This is a genomic window from Flagellimonas sp. ABD4_174, from assembly GCF_056160185.1.
This window is the reverse complement of record NZ_JBSWWP010000001.1, coordinates 2,766,171-2,786,041: the sequence shown is the minus strand read 5'-3', so window position 1 is coordinate 2,786,041 and position 19,871 is coordinate 2,766,171. Positions and strand designations below refer to the sequence as shown.

Sequence of the window (19,871 nt, the reverse complement as noted above, 5' to 3'; positions counted from 1 at the left end):
TGTTTATAGGATTCCACCGCTACCTTGCTTAGTGTTGTCGTCTCTTCTTTTACGTTGCTTGGCACGATACTTTCCACTTCCAAAACGATAGGAGAGTCCAACGTAAACATTATTGCTTTCCCAGTTAAAACCGCCTTCTTGGGCATATGGAAAATCTCCATCAAAAGCAAACCGCATGGTATTGAAAATGTCGTTGTAATTAAAGCTAAGGGTGCCTTTGCCCTCGGCAAAGCTGTAGCGAGCTCCCAAGTTCACAAAGTACATGGGTTCTGCATCGAACTGTATACTTTTGTTTCTTCCACGGTAGAAACCAAAGGCTTGTAGCGTTAGCTTTTTTGTTACCGTAAAGCTATTGTTCATCCGTAGGTTCCATGCCGTATTGTCAACCTCAACCCGTTGTTCCACGATGTCCTCCTCGCTAGGTGTTGGTCCGGTAGCGTTCAAGGTTTCTGTTATTCCTCTTTGCGTTTGCGAAAAAAGGTCGAAACTACCATTTATATTCCACCATTTAGTGGGGCGATAATTGGTGGAAAGTTCAATTCCGTAGGCCGAGGTTTTATCAAAATTATCGAAAGTCAGAATGGTTTTGTTCAAATCCAAGCGATCTATGTACACGGCTCTGTTGATTTCGTCGGTAATACTTCGATAAAAGACTCCGCCTGTAACACTACCGTTCTTTATTCTTTTGGTATAATTGGCTTCGTAGGAACTGGTGAACTGCGGTACCAAATTTGGATTTCCGAAGGAAGATATCAGGGGCGTGGCAAATTCCCTGATCGGATTTACTTGTTGTAGGCCTGGACGATCTACCCTTCTGCTATAGCTTACTTGGAGCTGGTCTTTTTCGTTGGGCTTGTACGTAACAAATGCCGAGGGATAGATTTCCGTGTACTTATCGGTAAAGGCTCGTACCGCATTGGTATCCGCTTTTACCTGAACATCTTCTAGGCGAACACCCACTTGATAGGACCAACGCTCGTAAGATTGGCCAAAAGTGGCATATGCGGAATAAATATCCATGTCGTAAATAAACTTTGTGGAGGGGGTGGGGGCCAAATTACCATTGCTATTGAACGATTGCCCGGTAGAGGAGTAGTCCACTTCGGTCTCAAAGTTTCTGGATTCGAGGCCAAGTTCGAGCTTGGAAATGCTGTCCAAAGGATTAACGTAATCCAAGTTTGCCGTAGTCTGCGTTCTCTCCGTATCCACAAAATCCATATAATTTGGATAGGTAGATGCGCCGGTTGAGCTAAAATCCGCATCTTGTTCACTTTCGAACTGGTTGTGGTCTATTTCCAGTTCAATGTTGTGCCCCTCCTTGTTAAAATCAAGTTTGTAATCAAAATTGTACTGTTCACTTCGGTTATTGGAATCGTCCAGGAACAATTGGTTCACGTTGCGAGATGGGTCGTTAAAATAGGATACCTCCGTACTTCCGGTTCCTTCGCCCTCAAAAATATTTTGGTTGGTGAAAAAGGAGATGGTGTTTTTATCATTCAGGTAAAAATCCACTCCCAATTTGTAGAGGTGGGATTTGTTATTGTTGAAAAAATCAAACTCTTGTAGTGAGTTTTCCTCGGTACGACGAATGCTTCCATCGTTTACCCATTTGCCAATGTTATTTCCGTAGTTTCCGTACAAATTGAATTTTCCGTTGCGATAGTTCATATCTATGGAGCTATTGAACTTGGCTTCGATACCCTTGGTAAGACCTAAATTTACATTACCGTTAAAACCGATATTTGCATTTTTGTGCAGTACAATATTAATGATACCGCTCATGCCCTCAGGATTGTATTTGGCGGACGGATTGGTAATCAATTCTATGGATTTAATGGCAGTGGAGGGAATCTGTCTTAGCAATTGCGCCACTGGTATGTTGGACAATTTGCCATCTACCATTACCCGTACATTGGAATTTCCCCTTAGGCTAATGTCACCAGTTTGGGAATCCACATTCACAGAGGGTATGTTGTTCATAATATCGGAAGCGGTTGCACCTGCAGTGGTCAGATCTTTACCAACATTAATAACTTTTCGGTCTACGCGCTGTTCTATGGTGGTCCGCTCGGCCACCAGTTCCACGCCTTCCAGCTCTTTGGTTTCTTCAATAAGGGTTACTGTGCCTATATTGAGGTTTCGTTTTCCTTTCGCAATTATCAGTTTTTGGGAATAGGTTTTATATCCAATAAATTGAACTTCGAAAAGGAAAGTGCCATCGGGTAGTTTATCTATTTCAAAAGTTCCGTTTTCGGTGGTAATGCTACCGGTTATGGTCTGGCTGCCATCTTCGGATTTGATTACCACGGCCGCATAAGCGACAGGTTGTTTGGATAGTTCATCGACAACGGTCCCATTAATGGAGCCCAAGGCGCTGCCAGGGTCGTTTGCAGATAAAGTTTTAGGGAGTGCCATGCACAGAAAAAGTGCAAAAAGAAAGCTCACATTTTTCATGAGTAGTTCGTTTTTTGATTGATGATTAGATTGATTGATGATATACTTAAGACGCCGAGGCCCGAGGTTTGTTACACGTTAAATCATTTTTAACAATCTTTAACAAGTATGGAGGTAACTTGGGTCTTGTAAGGAGTTGGGTCTTTGCAAGACCATTAGGTAGGTCCTTAAAAGAAGAAACCCCGGTAAATTTACCGGGGTTGTACATTGATAAGCTATACTAAACACTAACCATTAACTATAAAAATACAGTCTTACCAATGAAGTTTAAGATATAAAAAATAGACGAGTATCTTTATTAAAAGTTACAGTCTACATTAAAGTTTAACACAAAAATTAACAAATGCAAAAAACACTTGTTGTAGGGGCTTCTACAAACCCGAGAAGATACAGTAACACAGCAATTCGTAGGCTGGTCGATAACAAAATTGAAACAACCGCATTTGGGATACGTGGGGGAACTGTATCAGGGGTGCAAGTTAAGGATAACTGGAGTGATTTTCAAAATATTGAGACGGTAACTTTATATCTTAACCCAAAAAACCAAAAGGAATATTATAAAAATATACTGGACCTTAACCCCAAAAGGGTCATTTTTAATCCCGGGACCGAGAACCCTGAGTTTTATCAAATCCTTCAAAATAAGGGTGTTGAGGTGGAGGTTGCCTGTACTTTGGTGCTGCTTGCTACTGGGCAGTACTAGTGTTGGGCAACGGTTCTTTTTTTCGTATTAACCATAAACCAATAAAGGTCAACAAGCCATTTAGCGGCAAAAGTTCGTAGCCAACTTGGTATCCTCCTAGGTAAGAGGCGGGAATATTGGCGATACAAACTATGGATACAACGGACACGAGGGCCACGATCCATACATAATTGTCCTTGATCTTGTGCTTGGTGAAGATGCCGAATGCAAAAAGCCCCAATAAAGGCCCGTAAGTATACCCTGCAACGGTCAACAGGCTATCTATTACGTTGCTGCTCAATATATATTTAAAGGCTATGATCACCAAAATAAGCATCAGGCTCATTACAATGTGGGTTCGTTTTCTGATCTTTTTTTGCTCATGATCCCCCATTTGCTGAACATTTAAGAAGTCCACACAGAAAGATGTGGTCAAAGAAGTAAGGGCGCTGTCCGCGCTACTGTATGCCGCTGCTATAAGTCCCAACATAAAAGTAACGGACAAGGCCAGGCCGAGCCCCCCGTTCAAAGCAATTTCCGGGAAGAGCAAATCTGTTTTGGGCGAACCATCCATCAATGGAATGCCAATACCTTCTCGCTGTGCAAAAATATAGAGCAATGCACCTAAAAGCATAAACAAAAATGTTACCCCGACCAGAACAAAACTAAAGGATACCATGTTTTTTTGTGCATCTTTCAGTGATTTGCAGGTAAGGTTCTTTTGCATCATATCTTGGTCAAGGCCTGTCATGCAAATGGTAACGAACATACCTCCAACAAAAGATTTGATAAAGTAACTTCTATCGAGAAAACTATCGGTCACCCAAAAATCATTATAATTTTTTAATTCTTCAGAGGCTAAAAACTCACCAAAGCTCCATCCCAATTCTTGGTTGATCATAATTATGGATAGGATTACGGCCAAGATCATAAAAAGCGTTTGCAGAGTGTCTGTCCAAACTATGGTTTTTATGCCGCCTTTATTGGTGTAGATCCAAATCAGTAAAATGGAAATTACCACTGTAAATTCAAAACGTACCCCAAGGTCATCAAAAACAAATTGTTGCAGAACAATGGCCACAAGGTACAATCTGAAAGCTGCGCCCAAAACCCTCGAGATAAAAAAGAAAAATGCGCCGGTCTTGTGGCTAACTTTGCCAAATCGCTCCAATAAATACTCATAAATAGAGGTGAGGTTCAGCTTGTAGTACAGTGGCAAAAGCACATAAGCGACCACAAAATAGCCGACCAGATATCCCAAAACTACTTGCATGTAGGTCAATTGGCTGTCACCGACCCAACCGGGAACCGAGATAAATGTAACACCGGACAGTGATGCGCCCACCATTCCAAAGGCGACCACGTACCAAGGAGATTGTTTGCCGGCTTTAAAAAAATCGGCGTTGGAGTCGTTTTTACCAGTAAAGTAAGAGATAAGGATAAGCACCAAAAAATACGCGCCTATCAACAATAGAATTTGGGTGGCTGACATAGTTGAAATTTGATTTGCAAAGTAAGAAAGTAAATTGATAATAGTAAAATCGTAATTTTGCAAAAGAAATACTAGTATGGAATTTTCATCTAAGCTATTGGAAAATGCGGTTTACGAGATGTCCCAATTGCCCGGAATCGGGAAGCGGACGGCATTGCGATTGGTGCTGCACCTTCTCAAACAGCCCGAAGAAAGAACCGAGCTTATGGCCCATGCCTTACTTAAGTTGAGAACCGAAGTAAACTTTTGCAGGAACTGCCATAATATTTCCGATACCGAAGTGTGCGAAATCTGTGCCAACCCCAAACGAGACGAAACCATGGTATGTGTTGTAGAGGATATCAGGGATGTTATGGCCATAGAAAATACCTCGCAGTACAATGGATTGTACCATGTTCTCGGAGGGAAGATTTCGCCAATGGAGGGCGTAGGTCCCCAAGATTTGAATATACCGTCCCTAATAAAAAAAGTGAAGGACGGAACCGTGAAAGAATTAATTTTGGCCCTGAGCTCCACCATGGAAGGTGATACCACCAATTTCTACATATATAAGCAATTGGAAGGACTGGAAGTTGCCACCTCCACAATTGCACGGGGTATTTCGGTAGGTGATGAGTTGGAATATGCAGATGAGGTTACTTTGGGAAGAAGTATCATTAACAGGGTGCCTTTTGAAACCTCTATTAAAGCAAATTAATGAACATAAATCAAAAATAAGTCGATTTCTTTAGTATTTTTGAAAAATATAAATCAAAATCTCTTCGATAAATACGAATATGTCAAAATTTGAATTGAAATTACCGCAAATGGGTGAGAGTGTTGCAGAAGCTACACTGACTACTTGGCTTAAGGAAGTGGGCGATACCATAGAGATGGACGAAGCCGTCTTTGAAATTGCCACCGACAAAGTGGACTCCGAAGTTCCCAGTGAAGTAGAGGGGGTGTTGTTGGAAAAGCGGTTCGATGTAGACGATGTAATTAAAGTAGGAGAAGTTGTTGCCGTGATCCAAGTAGAGGGAGAGGTGGACAACGTTGCAGACGATGCCGGTGTCCAAGAAGCCCGGGCGGAAGAATCTGCCGAGGCCCCAGCAATGGAACTGGAAGCACAAATGGCAGGGGTAAAGGAATCCGTATCTGCATCCGCTCCCGATTTTTCCAGCTCCGAAAGGTTTTATTCACCCTTGGTAAAAAACATAGCCAAAGAAGAAAAAGTTTCCATGGATGAATTGGAAGCTATTGTGGGCACAGGAAAAGAAGGCCGGGTAACCAAGAATGATATAATGGCCTATTTGGAAAACCGATCCAATGGCAATAAGGTGAACCAGTCCACAACACAGCAAACAGAGGCTAAAGAGGAAAGGGTTTCCGCTCCACAACCAGTACAAACTAAGTCAGCGGATAAGCCGATGGCCGCCAAAGTACCGGTTAAAGCAGGTGATGAGGTAATCCCTCTTTCCCGAATGGGTAAATTGATCGCCCATCATATGGTGGAAAGTATCTCCACATCGGCTCACGTTCAAAGTTTTGTCGAGGTGGACGTAACCAATGTGGTCAACTGGAGAAACAAGGTGAAAAATGCCTTCCAACAGCGCGAAGGAGAGAAATTGACCTTTACTCCAATATTTATGGAAGCTGTGGCCATGGCCCTTAAAAAGTTTCCGATGATGAACATTTCCTTGGACGGGGACAATGTTATTAAAAAGAAAAATATCAACCTAGGTATGGCAGCTGCCCTGCCCGATGGAAATTTGATCGTGCCCGTAATTAAAAATGCCGATCAACTAAACTTGGTGGGTATGGCCAAAACAGTCAACGATTTGGCCAACAGGGCAAGGAATAATCAGTTAAAACCGGATGAGATCAAGGATGGGACCTACACGGTGACCAACGTTGGTTCTTTCGGTAGTGTTTTTGGAACGCCGATCATTAATCAGCCACAAGTTGGAATCCTTGCATTGGGAGCGATTAGAAAGATACCTTCGGTAATAGAGACCGATCAAGGCGAGTATATTGGAATTCGCAGTAAAATGTATCTTTCCCATAGCTACGACCACAGAGTGGTAAATGGTGCTCTGGGAGGAATGTTCGTAAAATCGGTGGCCGATTATTTGGAAGCTTGGGACATAAACAGGGAAATATAACGGAAAACCGATCATATTCCTGTCACTATGCTTAATTTAGAAGTCACGTGAATTTTATTTAATAATCCCCACATGCAATTACAATTGACCAAACCTATCTGTTTTTTCGATTTGGAGACCACCGGTACCAACGTCGCAAAAGATAGAATAGTAGAAATTTCCATTTTAAAAGTATATCCCAATGGAAATAAAGAAAGTAAAACTTGGTTGGTGAACCCGGAAATGCCAATACCGGCAGAATCGGAGGCCATTCACGGAATATCCGACGAGAAGGTGGCCAATGAGCCTACTTTTAAACAATTGTCCAAAGAGATTTACGCAATGATCCGCGATAGCGATTTAGCGGGGTTTAATTCCGATAGGTTCGATATACCGTTATTGGCGGAGGAAATGTTGCGTGCTGGAGTGGATTTTGATATGAAGAGCATGGTTTCCGTAGATGTACAGACCATTTTCCATAAAATGGAAAAAAGAACCTTGGAAGCCGCTTATAAGTTCTATTGCGATAAAAACCTGGACGATGCCCACAGTGCGGAAGCCGATACCCTGGCAACATACGAGGTGTTATTGGCGCAATTGGAGCGTTATCCGGAACTCGAAAACGACATAAAAAAACTATCGGAGTTCACCACAAGAAGACAAAATCTGGATTTTGCAGGTTTTATAGGGCTTGATGAAAACGATAACCCTATATTTTCGTTTGGAAAACACAAAGGAAAAACCGTGGACGAGGTAATGGAAAAAGAACCCGGTTACTTTGGATGGCTCCTAAACGCAGATTTCCCCTTGTACACTAAGAAAGTGCTTACCCAAATAAAGTTGAGCAAGCTCAACAATAAATTTTAGAATACATACTCGTAAACCCGAAGAACAAATTATGAAGCTGATTTGTATTGGACGTAATTATGTGGACCACATCAAAGAGTTGAGCAACAAACGTCCGGAAGAGCCCGTGGTGTTCATAAAGCCGGATTCTGCAATTTTGCCCAAAGAGCAGGATTTTTATATCCCGGAATTTTCCAACGATATCCATTACGAAGTAGAAGTATTGATCAAGATCAAAAAAGTGGGAAAACATATTTCGCGCGAGTTTGCCCATAAATATTTTGACGAAGTAGGGCTGGGCATCGATTTTACAGCGCGAGATCTACAGGGCAAGTTAAAGGCCAAAGGCCTCCCTTGGGAAAAAGCCAAAGGTTTTGATGGTGCCGCCATAGTTGGAAAGTGGCTGTCCAAGGAAAGGTTCAAGGATATGGACAACCTTAATTTTTCATTACAAAAGAACGACCAAACGGTACAGGCCGGAAATACCTCTTTAATGTTGTGGAAGATAGAGGAGATCATAGCCCATGTTTCCCAGTATTTTATGTTGAAAAAAGGAGATATCATCTTTACAGGTACGCCGGCCGGTGTTGGTAAAGTAAGCCCAAATGACTACCTTGTAGGTTTATTGGAAGGAGAAAAAATGTTTGATATTAATGTAAGATAATGATTTACAACCTCGATAAGATAAATGAAATGGCGGAAGGTGATGAGGAATTTATCACCTCTGTCATTTCTGTGTTTTTGGAAGAAGTGCCGGAGGATTTGGACAGTCTGGAAAAAGCTATTCATTCCAAGGACTACGAAAACATATATAAGCTCGCACACAAAATCAAGCCCAATGTGGATATTTTGGGCATGGAGCAGACTAGGGCCAAGGCGCTGGAAATAGAAACCTTGGGAAAAACGACCGGGAGCATGCAAGAAATAGAGGCAACCTTCCCTATTCTAAAAAAAGATGTGCTCCAAGTGGTCACGGAATTAAAAAACGACTTTAATTTATAGATGCAAGCCGAAATCATCACCATTGGAGATGAGATTCTCATTGGCCAAATAGTAGATTCCAATTCTGCCTTTATTTCCAAAGAATTGAACAAAATAGGAGTTTCTGTCTATCAGATTACTTCGATTCAAGATGATAAGGAGCATATACTAACATCCCTTAAAGAGGCTGGAGAACGTTCCTCTGTAGTTATACTTACAGGAGGACTTGGGCCAACAAAGGACGACGTTACCAAGCGGACCCTTTGTGACTTTTTTGGGGATGAGCTGGTTCGTAACGATGCTGTACTCAAGCATATCGAGGAACTTTTCAAAAAATACATCACTACGCCCATTTCCGATTTGAACAGGGAGCAGGCCTTGGTGCCATCAAAAGCGACGGTGCTCCACAACGAGTTTGGAACAGCACCCGGTATTTGGATGAAAAAGGGAGCGACGGCCTATATTTCGTTGCCCGGTGTACCATACGAAATGAAAAACCTGTTGATCAAAGCCGTTCTTCCCAAAATAATCGAAGAATACAACCGACCCCATATTGTACATAAAACCCTTATGACCTATGGTCTGGGAGAGAGTGCGATTGCAGAGAAGATCGAGGACTGGGAGAATAATTTGCCCTCCTTTATCAAATTTGCCTACCTACCCAATCTGGGCAGGGTTAGATTGCGCTTATCCGCAAAAGGATACGATAAAGAAGCGTTGATATCGGCTATAGATGAACAAATACAAAAATTATACCCCCTGATCGGCGATATAATTTATGGGGAAGAAGAAGAGAACGGGAATGTAGAAAAGCAGATAGGTGCATTTTTGAACGATAAAAGGATGACCTTGTCAACTGCAGAAAGTTTTACGGGAGGTAGTATTGCCGAACGGATAACCGCAATTCCTGGTGCTTCCAATTATTTTAAGGGTAGTTTGGTATGCTATGCCACAGAAATGAAGGTTCGGTTATTGGGCGTTCCACAAGATCTTATAGATAAGCATTCCGTAGTTAGTGAAGAAGTGGCCATTGCCATGGCCGAGAATGTGAAAAGCAAAATGGCAACAGACTTTTCTATAGCCACAACAGGTAATGCCGGTCCTACAAAAGGCGACTCCAATGCCGATGTTGGTACCGTTTATATAGCAATTGGAACACCGTCCGGTACGTTTGCCCATAAATTCGTGATGGGACAGCACAGGGAACGGGTGGTAAAAAAGTCTGTAAACAAGGCTTTTGAGTTGTTGTACAAAGAAATTTTAAATTTCTGAAAAAGAATTTTGTACGTCCCATTAAAATGGTATAAATTTGCAGCTTCAATAAAATCACTCAAATAGTTAGGGAGATGTCTAAAGTTTGTGAAGTAACAGGAAAAAAGGTGATGTTTGGAAACAACGTTTCCTTTTCTATCAATAAGACCAAAAGGAGATTCGATGCAAATATCTCCAAGAAGAGATTTTATATCCCAGAAGAAGATCGTTGGGTAACCTTGAACGTTTCTGCCCGTGGGTTGAAAATCATCAACAAAAAAGGAATCTCTGCTGTCTTAAAGGAAATCAATTCCAAAAAGTAAGTTGTAAAAGCATTTTAAGTACAATACAATGGCAAAGAAAGGAAATAGGGTTCAGGTAATTTTAGAGTGTACAGAGCACAAGGAATCTGGTATGCCAGGTACTTCTAGGTATATTACCACAAAGAACAAGAAGAACACGCCAGATAGGATGGAAATCAAAAAATACAATCCTATTCTTAAGCGTATGACCGTTCATAAAGAAATTAAGTAATCGCTTTTTTACAAAGTAAAGAGCAGAAAAAGATAAGCCATGGCAAAGAAAACAGTAGCAACACTTCAGTCATCATCCAAAAGATTGACAAAGGCCATTAAAATGGTTAAGTCACCCAAAACCGGTGCATACACATTTGTAGAGTCTGTAATGGCACCAGAATTGGTTAACGACTGGTTGAACAAGCAATAATAAGGAACGTTTCCTTATTCAAATTATAGAAGCCGCTGATTAGCGGCTTTTTTTATGCCTTATAACTCTTATTTTAAAATATTCATTTAAAAAGATAGGCTGAATGAAACCTGGAATTTTCTGTTAACAAAACTCCCCTTACTTTCCTATCTTTGACCATTCTCAAAGAATACAGGATGAGCTTATTCAAAAATATATTTTCAAAAGACAAAAAGGAGACCTTGGACAAAGGCCTCGAAAAATCAAAGACCAGTTTTTTTGGCAAGTTGGGCAAGGCTGTGGCCGGTAAGTCCAAAGTTGATGATGAGGTACTCGACAGTCTCGAGGAGATTTTGGTCACTTCCGATGTTGGTGTGAACACCACACTTAAAATTATCGACCGAATCGAAGAGCGGGTATCCCGAGATAAATATTTGGGAACAGAAGAACTCAATACAATTTTACGGGAAGAAATAGCCGGGCTGCTCTCGGAAACGGAAACCGGTGAAGATAGTGAAGTCACGGTTCCAAAAGATAAAAAGCCTTACGTGATCATGGTTGTGGGTGTAAACGGTGTGGGCAAAACGACCACGATTGGAAAACTCTCCCATAAATTTAAGAATATGGGCCTAAAAGTGGTGTTGGGAGCGGCCGATACCTTCCGTGCAGCGGCCATTGACCAATTGGAGGTCTGGGCCAAACGTGTGGATGTCCCTATTGTGAAACAAAAAATGGGCAGCGACCCCGCATCCGTTGCCTTCGATACCCTAAATTCCGCGGTCGCGGAACAGGCAGATGTTGTTCTGGTGGACACAGCGGGCCGATTGCATAACAAAGTCAATTTAATGAACGAACTTTCCAAGGTAAAGCGCGTCATGCAAAAAGTTGTTCCAGATGCCCCGCACGAGGTACTTTTGGTATTGGATGGCTCTACCGGGCAAAATGCATTTGAACAGGCAAAGCAATTTACCAAAGCCACCGAAGTCACCAGTTTGGCCGTGACCAAATTGGATGGTACTGCAAAAGGTGGGGTCGTCATCGGTATTTCCGACCAATTCCGGATTCCAGTGAAATACATCGGTGTGGGCGAGGGCATTGAGGATCTTCAGGTGTTCAATAAATATGAGTTTGTGGATTCATTCTTTAAAATATAGCTATGTGCCGGTACCTTTGGTTTGTTTTACTGTTGATCGGATTCATTTCTTGTAAAGATCACAAGGCCAAGACCAACGAAAACATTGTACTCTGGACTCCCTACAACGATTCCACCGAAGTGGCTGCCAATGCAGAGCACGAAAATAAGAGAATGCGCTATAAATTTATCCAAAGTAAGGTATTGGATAAAAATGAGGTGTTTCTTCCTTTGTATGATGAAGTCTCAAAATTTTCTGAAGAAAGTTATGAAGCCATGAGACCATTGGTTTTGGAGCAGGACATACCATCTATCCAAAGCCATATCGACCAAGGAAAATTCACGTATGAAGAGTTGGTGCTTTTTTATCTGCATAGAATCTACAAATACGAATTGCCCAACAGTACCACATTAAATTCCATAATCGCCTTAAATCCGAATGTGTTGCATGAGGCACGCCAGTTAGACGAATCACTGGAAATCCATCATCCTATTTATGGTATGCCCATTCTATTAAAGGACAATATCGGGGTCGCGGGAATGAAAACGACTGCAGGCGCCATTGCTTTAATGGAAAATGAAACCGATGATGCATTTATTGTGGAACGTTTGAAGGCAAATGGAGCCTTAATATTGGGCAAAGCGAACCTTAGCGAGTGGGCCAATTTTATTTGTGACGGATGTCCGAACGGGCAGAGTGCGGTCGGCGGACAGACCTTGAACCCCTACGGAAGAAGAATTTTTGATACAGGAGGTTCCAGTGCTGGTAGTGGTACATCTGCTGCTGCAAATTATGCCGTGGCAACAGTGGGCACGGAGACTTCGGGTTCCATTTTGTCCCCGTCCGGTCAAAACTCAGTGGTCGGACTAAAACCAACTATTGGCCTCTTGAGCCGAACCGGGATTGTTCCCATATCAAGTACTTTGGACACGCCCGGGCCCATGACAAAAAATGTGACCGACAATGCCATTTTATTGGATGCCATGTTGGGTAAGGATGAAACAGATTACAAATCGGTAAAAGCGGAACCGGGCATCTTATCCGCGTGGAATAATCCGGAGCCTTTAAAGTCAATCCGTTTTGGGGTGATACAAAGTTTAATGGAAGGTGATTCCCTGTATGCCGCTGCAGTAGCCAGATTAAAAGAAGTTGGAGCAGAGATTGTAACATTTGAAAACCAAAATTATCACCTGCCCTCTACATTTCTCACCTTATTGGAGGCAGATATGAAGAACGACTTGAAGACTTATTTAGAGACTCAGGTTAAAAATAAAGATGCTGTTAAAATAAGTTCGGTGTTAGATGTGGTAAGTTTTAATGGTAAAGATTCGTTGGTTAGGATTCCATACGGACAATTACGTTTTGAATCCATTCTGCGTGATTCAACATCAGAAGAAAGATTAAAAAGAATAAAAGAGGATGTGTTGCTTACGGGAAGAGGCTATTTTGAGCCAATGATCCAGAATGATTTGGATGTTTTGTTAAGCATCAACAATTACCACGCAGGTTACGCAGCTGCTGCTGAATATCCTGCCCTTACCGTTCCCATGGGCTATAAAGCAGATGGTGAGCCCGAAAATTTAACCTTTATAGGTCAACCGTTTTCCGAGGCCCTGCTATTACGAATAGGAAAAGCATTTGAGGATATTACCAACGCTCGAAAAATACCAGAAGGCTATCAAGATTAGTGTAATCGTTTTTGGGATATTGCACCCGTAGAAACCTTCATTTCCAAAAATATATCCCAAATTGATCGTAATGCTCCTTGTTGTTGTATTTTTGCACTCCATTTAAAGAAAATATGCGCACAAAATCGCTCAAAAAGAACAAAATCAACGTGGTGACCTTAGGTTGTAGCAAAAATGTCTACGACTCGGAAGTGTTAATGGGACAATTGCGCGCCAACAACAAAGAAGTGGCCCACGAGGAAGAGGGCAATGTCGTGGTAATCAATACCTGCGGATTTATTGCCAATGCAAAGGAAGAAAGTGTCAATACTATTTTGGACTACGTACAGCGAAAAGAAGCAGGTGAAGTGGACAAAGTGTTCGTAACGGGATGTTTGAGCGAGCGGTACAAACCGGATTTGGAAAAAGAAATTCCCAATGTTGATGAATATTTTGGAACTAGTGATCTTCCCAATTTATTAAAAGCTCTTGGAGCCGATTACAAGCATGAGCTCATCGGGGAACGACTTACCACAACCCCTAAGAATTATGCCTATCTAAAAATTGCGGAAGGATGTGATCGTCCTTGTTCTTTCTGTGCCATACCTTTGATGCGAGGAAAGCACCGAAGCACCCCCATTGAGGATTTGGTCTCCGAAGCAGGGAAACTGGCTGCGAACGGGGTAAAAGAGCTCATTTTAATTGCGCAAGACCTGACCTATTATGGCCTTGATCTGTACAAGAAAAGAAATTTGGCAGAATTGCTCCAAGCGTTGGTGAAAGTTGAGGGGATAGAATGGATCCGTTTGCATTATGCCTTCCCAACAGGCTTCCCAATGGATGTTCTGGAAGTAATGCGCAACGAGCCAAAAGTGTGCAATTATATAGATATTCCCCTTCAACATATATCCGATTCCATACTTAAAAGTATGCGGCGGGGGACTACACAGGCGAAAACTACAAAACTGTTGAACGATTTTAGGGAAACCGTACCTAACATGGCCATTCGAACCACTTTGATCGTTGGCTACCCTGGAGAAACCGAACAAGATTTTGAGACCTTGAAACAATGGGTACAAGAAATGCGCTTTGAACGTTTGGGCTGTTTTACTTACAGCCACGAGGAAAATACACATGCCTTTAATTTGGAGGACGATGTTCCCGAAGAAGTAAAGCAAGAACGCGCAAACATTATTATGGAGATCCAATCACAGATTTCCTGGGAATTGAACCAAGAGAAAATAGGGGAGACTTTCCGCTGTATCATCGACAGGAAAGAAGGCAACCATTTTGTGGGCCGCACCGAGTTCGATTCGCCCGATGTGGATAACGAAGTGCTGATCGATGCCACCAAACATTATGTGAAAATCGGTGACTTTGTAAATATCAAGATTACAGATGCATCGGATTACGATTTGTTTGGGGAGCCAGCTTAAGCATCTGCAGCCAAATCAAACGATTCTTTTTCCATAGGATTCTCGGAAGAGAGCAAAGCTGTTTTGATCACCTCGCTCCAAATAGTATATCCTTTTTTGTTTAGGTGCAATCCATCCGACATGTACAGATCAGGTTTTGGCCGGTTGTCCGCAGTAATCATTTGTCCGAACACATTTATATACTGCGCATTAAGCTCTCCAATTGCGTATTTGGACAACAATAGATTGGTCTCTATGATCTGGGGAATCATGTCCTCGCGTTCCAAACTGGGTTTCAGGCTTATAAAAGCCAGTTCCACCTTAGGATATTTTTTAAGGATCATTTGAACCAGTTGGTTGCAGTCGTTCAAAACTTCTTGCGGCGATTTGCCTTGTGCAAGGTCGTTTTCACCGGCGTACAGTACAATTTTGCTAGGTTCTGCTCCTTTAAAGATTTCATCAAAATAATGAATGCACCACACATAGGTAGATCCACCAAATCCTAAATTAAGAACATTAAATGGAGCTAAATCCTTTTTCATTCCTACCCATAGACGCACAGAGGAACTTCCATAAAAAACAATCAGGTCGTTCTGGTTTTCCAGATTGTTTACCCTTCTTTTTAAACGCTTGATCTCGTTGCGCCATATTTCTGGTGGTTCTTCGATAACGTTTGGGACTGGTTTCATGTGCAATTCTTCGGCACGTTCCTTTGCTTCCTCTACGTACCCTGCGTAGGTGTACTGATAATGCTTTACAAAATCGGACAAATTTTTCCCAGTCTCCAATAGTTTGTCACTCAGTTTAAAAGGTTCGTGGATCTTACAGTAAAAAAGGCCGTTCGAAATGCGCTTATCAAAATTCACTAAGACAATAGGTACAATGTAAGGTTCGTTTTTCATGGATTGGGCCAGTTTAAAAACACCCATTTTAAAAGGCCCAGGGGATTCCTCGGTAGAGTAGGAGGTTCCTTCCGGACTAACGACCAAATTGTGTCCGGTCTGTAAAAATTCTGCGGCCGTTCTATAGAATATACTACGTGTTGCCTTTTTACATTCTTTGTCAACCGACTCAGAATCTTTGGTATAGACATTGATATATCCCAACTTGGTATAATAGTTTTGATGGCCATATTCTTGTCCCTGACCTATACGCACCGTCCGGATACCAGGATCGTTATATTTATCATCCAATATTTTGGCACTGATAAAATGTGAATCCAATGTAATTTGAAATTTGTTGTTGAGCGTATAAAATGGATGGTTGAAAAGATGATTGTATATAAAAATACAGCCACTTTTGTCGGGAAGGTTATCCAGTCCTTCAATTTTATGCTGCACGTGTTCAAAAGCTTTTTTTGTTGCAGTAGCGCAAGATTTGCGGATATCCATGCCTGTTTCGTTCTTATTTTCCGCTACCGTTTCATAAATATGCTGGAGTCCTTTAAGAAACTTTAGCTCCTGCATATCCTCTTGTAAAAGCTCCAAGCTCAACGAAGCGATATGTCTTTCCAGATGAGAGCCGTAGGAAATCAGTTTGGAGAGAGCATTGTACCCCAATTGTTTGGTGTTGGTATTGGATAGCAAATGCCCGACCTGATGCAAAGGGGATGATACGGCCAATCTTGATTTGTTGTTCTCTATTAATTGATAGACAGCTTGGAGGTTGTGCTTGCCCAAAAGTCCCAGGTAGCGGACGAAGGCTGCGTTAATCTGGTTGCCCATCAGCCAAAACAACCGCATAAAAAAGTTGTGTGCGAAAACGGAGTATTTGTCCAGCAGTTGTAGCAAATCCTTTTGATGGATAAAATAAATGGAGGTTTTCTGAGTAGTGACAGCGGAGCAAATATCCTTTTCTCCCATAGCACAGGACCAGCCAAAAATAAACCCCGGATTGTTTATGGACCGCTGGCGTATCTCAATGTTCCCTTCCAATCGTTTGATGGCAACTTCACCACTGATCAAAATAAAGAGCCCGTTGGTAAGCCTGTCTTGTATATAAAGTACTTCGTCGGGTTCATATTCCCGTCGTTCGGCAATGGAAGCGAGTTGTGATAGTTGCTGATCGTCAAAATAGTCCAAAAAAGGGGAGCGTCGCATCAAGGAGACTATTTCCGCCTGTTCGGTCGCCGGGCCCATATAAAACTGTTGATCATTGTGCAGGGAGCGATAACGTGCAGCTTGTAACAAATCGGTCTGTTTTAAAAGTGCTTGCCTCAATTGATGGTATAACGAACGACTTATCTTTAGAATGGTTTGGTTGTTCTCAGTATGGGCTAGGTGATGGATTATTACTTCAATAGGTACTTCAAAAAAAGTAGCTTGATCGGAAGATACCACGATCTTGTACGTATACCTTTTTCTATCGTTGAGCCCATTTAGGCCCAAAATGCTCATCGGCTCTGAAATTTGACAGACCAAAACCTCTTCCTCCGTATCCTTGGTTGTTGTAAAATAGTCAAAGGTGCCTTGCAGTAACCATCGGAACGTATTCACTTTGGAGTGTATGTTGCAAATGGCATGTCCCTTTTGGTGTATGTTTAGGATACCGTTGGGAAATTGTTTTTTTAGATAAACTATATCCGTTTCAATGTGGTTCACAGGCCTGTTTCAAGTGTGGGTTGGTAATGTTAACTTCATCAAAAAAAAGCGGTTGACGAAAGAATTTGGGAATAAAAATCAATTTCAAAATAGGAGGGAGGTATGATAGCGATATTTATAAAATTAAGCCTTGTTATTGATCAATCCAATATTGCGAAGTGATCAAAAATATATCAGTTTTTGACTTTTGTCGTACTGCAGGAACATGTTGTGTTCAGACTGTTGAAAACTGATAATGGTCATGGTATTTAGGTTTACTGTGGGGTACTTTTAATACTTAGAAGGAAATCTTGCTTTCTTCAAAGAGGAACTGGGATATTTACAATTAACTATAACAATTATGAACCAAAATCAAAATAAACTGAAAGCCAGTGTTGCCTTGCTTCGCATCTTTATCGGGTGGCACTTTTTGTTTGAAGGTGTGGTGAAGATGTATCATCCGGAATGGACATCTTTTGGGTATTTGGCCACCGCACAAGGACCATTTGAATGGTTTTTTACCATGTTGATTGGTGATGCAACCATAGGTTGGGTGGATACCATGAACATAATTGCCCTTATGGTGGTAGGGGTAACCTTTACCTTGGGGGTTTTTGAACGAATCGGTGCCTTTGTCGGGGTAGGGCTATTGGCACTTTATTTTTTGGCACATCCGCCATTCCCAGGACTCACCCAAATGAACGTCGAGGGAAACTACTGGATCATCAATAAAAACTTGATTGAGCTGGTGGCCTGTATTGTAATATATCAATTGCCCACGGGAAGTTACTTTGGCTTGGATTATCTCAGAAAGAACAAACTTAAAACACAGGAACAATGAAATGGACTAGAAGAGACCTATTGATAGGGTTGGGCGGCCTTCCCATACTTGGAGCTGTATGGTGGGCAGGAGCGGCAACCTCGGTCAACTCGCGAAAGAAGCGTTCAGAAATATTGGAGCAGCTCAATATAAAACCATCATTGCCACCTGCGGTTCCCGGGATAGGAGGCGACCCAGTTCGCATAGGGGTAATTGGATTTGGTATCCGTGGTGAGCAATTGACAAGGGCCTTGGGCTTTGCTACCGACGAGTGGAAAGAAGAAATGCGCTTGGCTGCCGAAGAAGACCCCAATAACAAAAGACTGGAGGATTTTGAGGCCCAAGAACGTCTCAACGTGAAATTGGTGGGCATTTGTGATGTATTTGATGTGCGGGCAGAGAAATTCATCAACTCTTTCTCCACGGAGGACAATAAGATCAAAAGATATTTGAATTATAAGGATATGATCAAAAGTGGTGAAGTGGATGCCGTGGTGATCGCAACACCAGATCATTGGCATGCCCCCATGTCCATTGAGGCTTTGAACCATAATGTACATGTCTATGTGGAAAAACCTATGACACATACGGTTGAAGAAACCTACACTTTGCGCGATGCTGCCGAAAAATCCGAAGCAGTGTTCGCTGTGGGACACCAGCACAGGCAAACCCTAAGTTTTAGGACCGCCCGCGATATTGTGGAGAAAGGGACTTTGGGACATGTGTCGTTGATCCAGACCAACACAAACCGTAACGATGACAACGGCGCTTGGAATTATGACCTCCATGAGAAAGCCAGCCCCGAAACCATTGATTGGGAACAGTTTTTAGGCACTGCACCAAAAGTACCGTTCAATAAGAACCATTTTTTTAGGTGGCGTAAGTGGTGGGCCTATGGTTCGGGTCTTTCGGGCGATTTGTTGACCCACGATTACGACAGGTTAAATTGTGTACTGAACATGGGTATTCCAACTGCGGTCAGCGCTTCGGGCGGAATTTATACCCATAACGATGGTAGAAATGTTCCGGATGTGATCCAGGTGAATATGGAATTTCCCGAGTTCAGTACCGGAAGCAGTCAAACCAAGGGCAAAGAAAGGGGGATGACCTTTTGTTACAGTGCCACTTTGGGCAATGGTTTTAATCGACCTACAATTTTAATGGGACACGATGCTACCATGGAACTGGGCAATAGATTAACTGTTTGGCCCGATAGCGCATCCACCCGATATGCCGACATGTTGGAGGCTGAGAAAATGAAACCCAATGTGCCCATTTACCAATATGATCCAGCTGCAGGGTCGACCGATGCGGTTTCATCGGCCACATCGCAATATTTTGCAGATAAGGGTCTTATGTGGACCTATATAGATGGTGTTCGTGTAGATTCTACTTTCTTGCATATGCGGGAGTGGCTGAGTGTAATTAAGAATGGCGGAAATGTGAGCTGTGGCATTAAAGAAGGTTTTGATGAGGCCATTTCGGCACACATGGCCGGCTTGTCCTGGAAATTGGGCAGAAAAATAGAGTGGGATGCAGCCAGTCAAACATTAAAGCCCATTGAGGGTGTCGATTTTGACCAAGTACTGTTGGCCAACGATAATTGGAACATCCAGCCAGAAATGGTTGATGAGGTTTCTTGACTTTTAGGATTTTAATCCGGAAGTGGGATGTTGCCGAGTAAGATAAGATTACGAGGCAATGTCCCGCTTTTTTATAATGGTAT

The 19,871-nt window shown here is 42.2% G+C and carries 18 protein-coding genes; 15 read left to right on the top strand and 3 right to left on the bottom strand.

Annotation, left to right across the window (positions count from 1 at the left end; all coding sequences use genetic code 11):
• Positions 1-3 precede the first annotated feature (3 nt).
• On the bottom strand, positions 4-2,454 hold the full coding sequence (locus ACXAFK_RS12410) for a TonB-dependent receptor (RefSeq protein WP_474957966.1): 2,451 nt from the start codon (positions 2,452-2,454) through the stop codon (positions 4-6).
• Positions 2,455-2,797: 343 nt separating this feature from the next.
• On the opposite strand from ACXAFK_RS12410, the gene ACXAFK_RS12405 reads away from it, so the two are divergent.
• Positions 2,798-3,157 carry a CoA-binding protein gene (locus ACXAFK_RS12405; protein WP_224837757.1) on the top strand — a complete coding sequence of 120 codons (360 nt, stop codon included), beginning with the start codon at positions 2,798-2,800 and terminating at the stop codon, positions 3,155-3,157.
• Here the strand turns inward: ACXAFK_RS12405 and ACXAFK_RS12400 are convergent.
• Entirely contained in the window at positions 3,141-4,628 is a 1,488-nt protein-coding gene (locus tag ACXAFK_RS12400; protein WP_474957965.1) for a sodium:solute symporter, read from the bottom strand. The two genes, ACXAFK_RS12405 and ACXAFK_RS12400, sit on opposite strands and share 17 nt — an antisense overlap.
• A 76-nt stretch (positions 4,629-4,704) precedes the next feature.
• Here ACXAFK_RS12400 and recR point away from each other — a divergent pair, with 76 nt between their 5' ends.
• The 12 genes from recR (at position 4,705) to rimO (ending at position 14,767) form a co-directional block, all read left to right on the top strand.
• Positions 4,705-5,325 (top strand): recombination mediator RecR, encoded by a 621-nt coding sequence (gene recR, locus ACXAFK_RS12395; RefSeq protein WP_224837755.1) that lies wholly within the window; start codon positions 4,705-4,707, stop codon positions 5,323-5,325.
• Positions 5,326-5,404: 79 nt separating this feature from the next.
• Positions 5,405-6,769 (top strand): dihydrolipoamide acetyltransferase family protein, encoded by a 1,365-nt coding sequence (locus ACXAFK_RS12390; RefSeq protein WP_474957964.1) that lies wholly within the window; start codon positions 5,405-5,407, stop codon positions 6,767-6,769.
• A gap of 72 nt (positions 6,770-6,841) precedes the next feature.
• A complete protein-coding gene (locus tag ACXAFK_RS12385; protein ID WP_224837753.1) occupies positions 6,842-7,615 on the top strand; it encodes a 3'-5' exonuclease in 774 nt (257 codons plus the stop codon).
• A gap of 31 nt (positions 7,616-7,646) precedes the next feature.
• Complete coding sequence (locus tag ACXAFK_RS12380) at positions 7,647-8,258, top strand: fumarylacetoacetate hydrolase family protein (protein WP_474957963.1); 612 nt, start codon at positions 7,647-7,649, stop codon at positions 8,256-8,258.
• On the top strand, positions 8,258-8,596 hold the full coding sequence (locus tag ACXAFK_RS12375; RefSeq protein WP_224837751.1) for an Hpt domain-containing protein: 339 nt from the start codon (positions 8,258-8,260) through the stop codon (positions 8,594-8,596). The genes ACXAFK_RS12380 and ACXAFK_RS12375 overlap by 1 nt, the downstream gene beginning before the upstream one ends.
• Complete coding sequence (locus tag ACXAFK_RS12370; protein WP_474957962.1) at positions 8,597-9,847, top strand: competence/damage-inducible protein A; 1,251 nt, start codon at positions 8,597-8,599, stop codon at positions 9,845-9,847.
• A gap of 74 nt (positions 9,848-9,921) precedes the next feature.
• Positions 9,922-10,149 carry a 50S ribosomal protein L28 gene (gene rpmB / locus ACXAFK_RS12365; RefSeq protein ID WP_100817573.1) on the top strand — a complete coding sequence of 76 codons (228 nt, stop codon included), beginning with the start codon at positions 9,922-9,924 and terminating at the stop codon, positions 10,147-10,149.
• Between the two features lie 28 nt (positions 10,150-10,177).
• Positions 10,178-10,360: a 50S ribosomal protein L33 gene (gene rpmG / locus ACXAFK_RS12360; RefSeq protein ID WP_100817574.1), complete on the top strand. Its 183-nt coding sequence runs from the start codon at positions 10,178-10,180 to the stop codon at positions 10,358-10,360.
• Between the two features lie 39 nt (positions 10,361-10,399).
• Complete coding sequence (locus ACXAFK_RS12355) at positions 10,400-10,552, top strand: DUF4295 domain-containing protein (RefSeq protein ID WP_224837749.1); 153 nt, start codon at positions 10,400-10,402, stop codon at positions 10,550-10,552.
• Between the two features lie 176 nt (positions 10,553-10,728).
• Complete coding sequence (gene ftsY, locus ACXAFK_RS12350; RefSeq protein ID WP_474957961.1) at positions 10,729-11,685, top strand: signal recognition particle-docking protein FtsY; 957 nt, start codon at positions 10,729-10,731, stop codon at positions 11,683-11,685.
• Between the two features lie 2 nt (positions 11,686-11,687).
• Positions 11,688-13,352 (top strand): amidase family protein, encoded by a 1,665-nt coding sequence (locus ACXAFK_RS12345; protein ID WP_474957960.1) that lies wholly within the window; start codon positions 11,688-11,690, stop codon positions 13,350-13,352.
• Between the two features lie 113 nt (positions 13,353-13,465).
• On the top strand, positions 13,466-14,767 hold the full coding sequence (gene rimO, locus ACXAFK_RS12340) for a 30S ribosomal protein S12 methylthiotransferase RimO (protein ID WP_474957959.1): 1,302 nt from the start codon (positions 13,466-13,468) through the stop codon (positions 14,765-14,767).
• Here rimO and ACXAFK_RS12335 read toward each other — a convergent pair.
• A complete protein-coding gene (locus ACXAFK_RS12335) occupies positions 14,764-17,346 on the bottom strand; it encodes a cyclic nucleotide-binding domain-containing protein (RefSeq protein ID WP_474957958.1) in 2,583 nt (860 codons plus the stop codon). The genes rimO and ACXAFK_RS12335 overlap by 4 nt on opposite strands.
• 340 nt (positions 17,347-17,686) lie before the next feature.
• Here ACXAFK_RS12335 and ACXAFK_RS12330 point away from each other — a divergent pair, with 340 nt between their 5' ends.
• Together ACXAFK_RS12330 and ACXAFK_RS12325 are read left to right on the top strand one after the other, a co-directional pair.
• Positions 17,687-18,166, top strand: coding sequence for a DoxX family membrane protein (locus ACXAFK_RS12330; RefSeq protein WP_474957957.1), 480 nt, complete (start codon positions 17,687-17,689; stop codon positions 18,164-18,166).
• Positions 18,163-19,788 carry a Gfo/Idh/MocA family protein gene (locus ACXAFK_RS12325; RefSeq protein WP_474957956.1) on the top strand — a complete coding sequence of 542 codons (1,626 nt, stop codon included), beginning with the start codon at positions 18,163-18,165 and terminating at the stop codon, positions 19,786-19,788. The genes ACXAFK_RS12330 and ACXAFK_RS12325 overlap by 4 nt, the downstream gene beginning before the upstream one ends.
• The last annotated feature ends 83 nt before the right edge of the window (positions 19,789-19,871 follow it).

Bases quoted from the DNA above. Each gene is read 5' to 3' on its own strand.
- ACXAFK_RS12410 (WP_474957966.1), bottom strand. From the start codon at position 2,454: ATGAAAAATGTGAGCTTTCTTTTTGCACTTTTTCTGTGCATGGCACTC.
- ACXAFK_RS12405 (WP_224837757.1), top strand. From the start codon at position 2,798: ATGCAAAAAACACTTGTTGTAGGGGCTTCTACAAACCCGAGAAGATAC.
- ACXAFK_RS12400 (WP_474957965.1), bottom strand. From the start codon at position 4,628: ATGTCAGCCACCCAAATTCTATTGTTGATAGGCGCGTATTTTTTGGTG.
- recR (WP_224837755.1), top strand. From the start codon at position 4,705: ATGGAATTTTCATCTAAGCTATTGGAAAATGCGGTTTACGAGATGTCC.
- ACXAFK_RS12390 (WP_474957964.1), top strand. From the start codon at position 5,405: ATGTCAAAATTTGAATTGAAATTACCGCAAATGGGTGAGAGTGTTGCA.
- ACXAFK_RS12385 (WP_224837753.1), top strand. From the start codon at position 6,842: ATGCAATTACAATTGACCAAACCTATCTGTTTTTTCGATTTGGAGACC.
- ACXAFK_RS12380 (WP_474957963.1), top strand. From the start codon at position 7,647: ATGAAGCTGATTTGTATTGGACGTAATTATGTGGACCACATCAAAGAG.
- ACXAFK_RS12375 (WP_224837751.1), top strand. From the start codon at position 8,258: ATGATTTACAACCTCGATAAGATAAATGAAATGGCGGAAGGTGATGAG.
- ACXAFK_RS12370 (WP_474957962.1), top strand. From the start codon at position 8,597: ATGCAAGCCGAAATCATCACCATTGGAGATGAGATTCTCATTGGCCAA.
- rpmB (WP_100817573.1), top strand. From the start codon at position 9,922: ATGTCTAAAGTTTGTGAAGTAACAGGAAAAAAGGTGATGTTTGGAAAC.
- rpmG (WP_100817574.1), top strand. From the start codon at position 10,178: ATGGCAAAGAAAGGAAATAGGGTTCAGGTAATTTTAGAGTGTACAGAG.
- ACXAFK_RS12355 (WP_224837749.1), top strand. From the start codon at position 10,400: ATGGCAAAGAAAACAGTAGCAACACTTCAGTCATCATCCAAAAGATTG.
- ftsY (WP_474957961.1), top strand. From the start codon at position 10,729: ATGAGCTTATTCAAAAATATATTTTCAAAAGACAAAAAGGAGACCTTG.
- ACXAFK_RS12345 (WP_474957960.1), top strand. From the start codon at position 11,688: ATGTGCCGGTACCTTTGGTTTGTTTTACTGTTGATCGGATTCATTTCT.
- rimO (WP_474957959.1), top strand. From the start codon at position 13,466: ATGCGCACAAAATCGCTCAAAAAGAACAAAATCAACGTGGTGACCTTA.
- ACXAFK_RS12330 (WP_474957957.1), top strand. From the start codon at position 17,687: ATGAACCAAAATCAAAATAAACTGAAAGCCAGTGTTGCCTTGCTTCGC.
- ACXAFK_RS12325 (WP_474957956.1), top strand. From the start codon at position 18,163: ATGAAATGGACTAGAAGAGACCTATTGATAGGGTTGGGCGGCCTTCCC.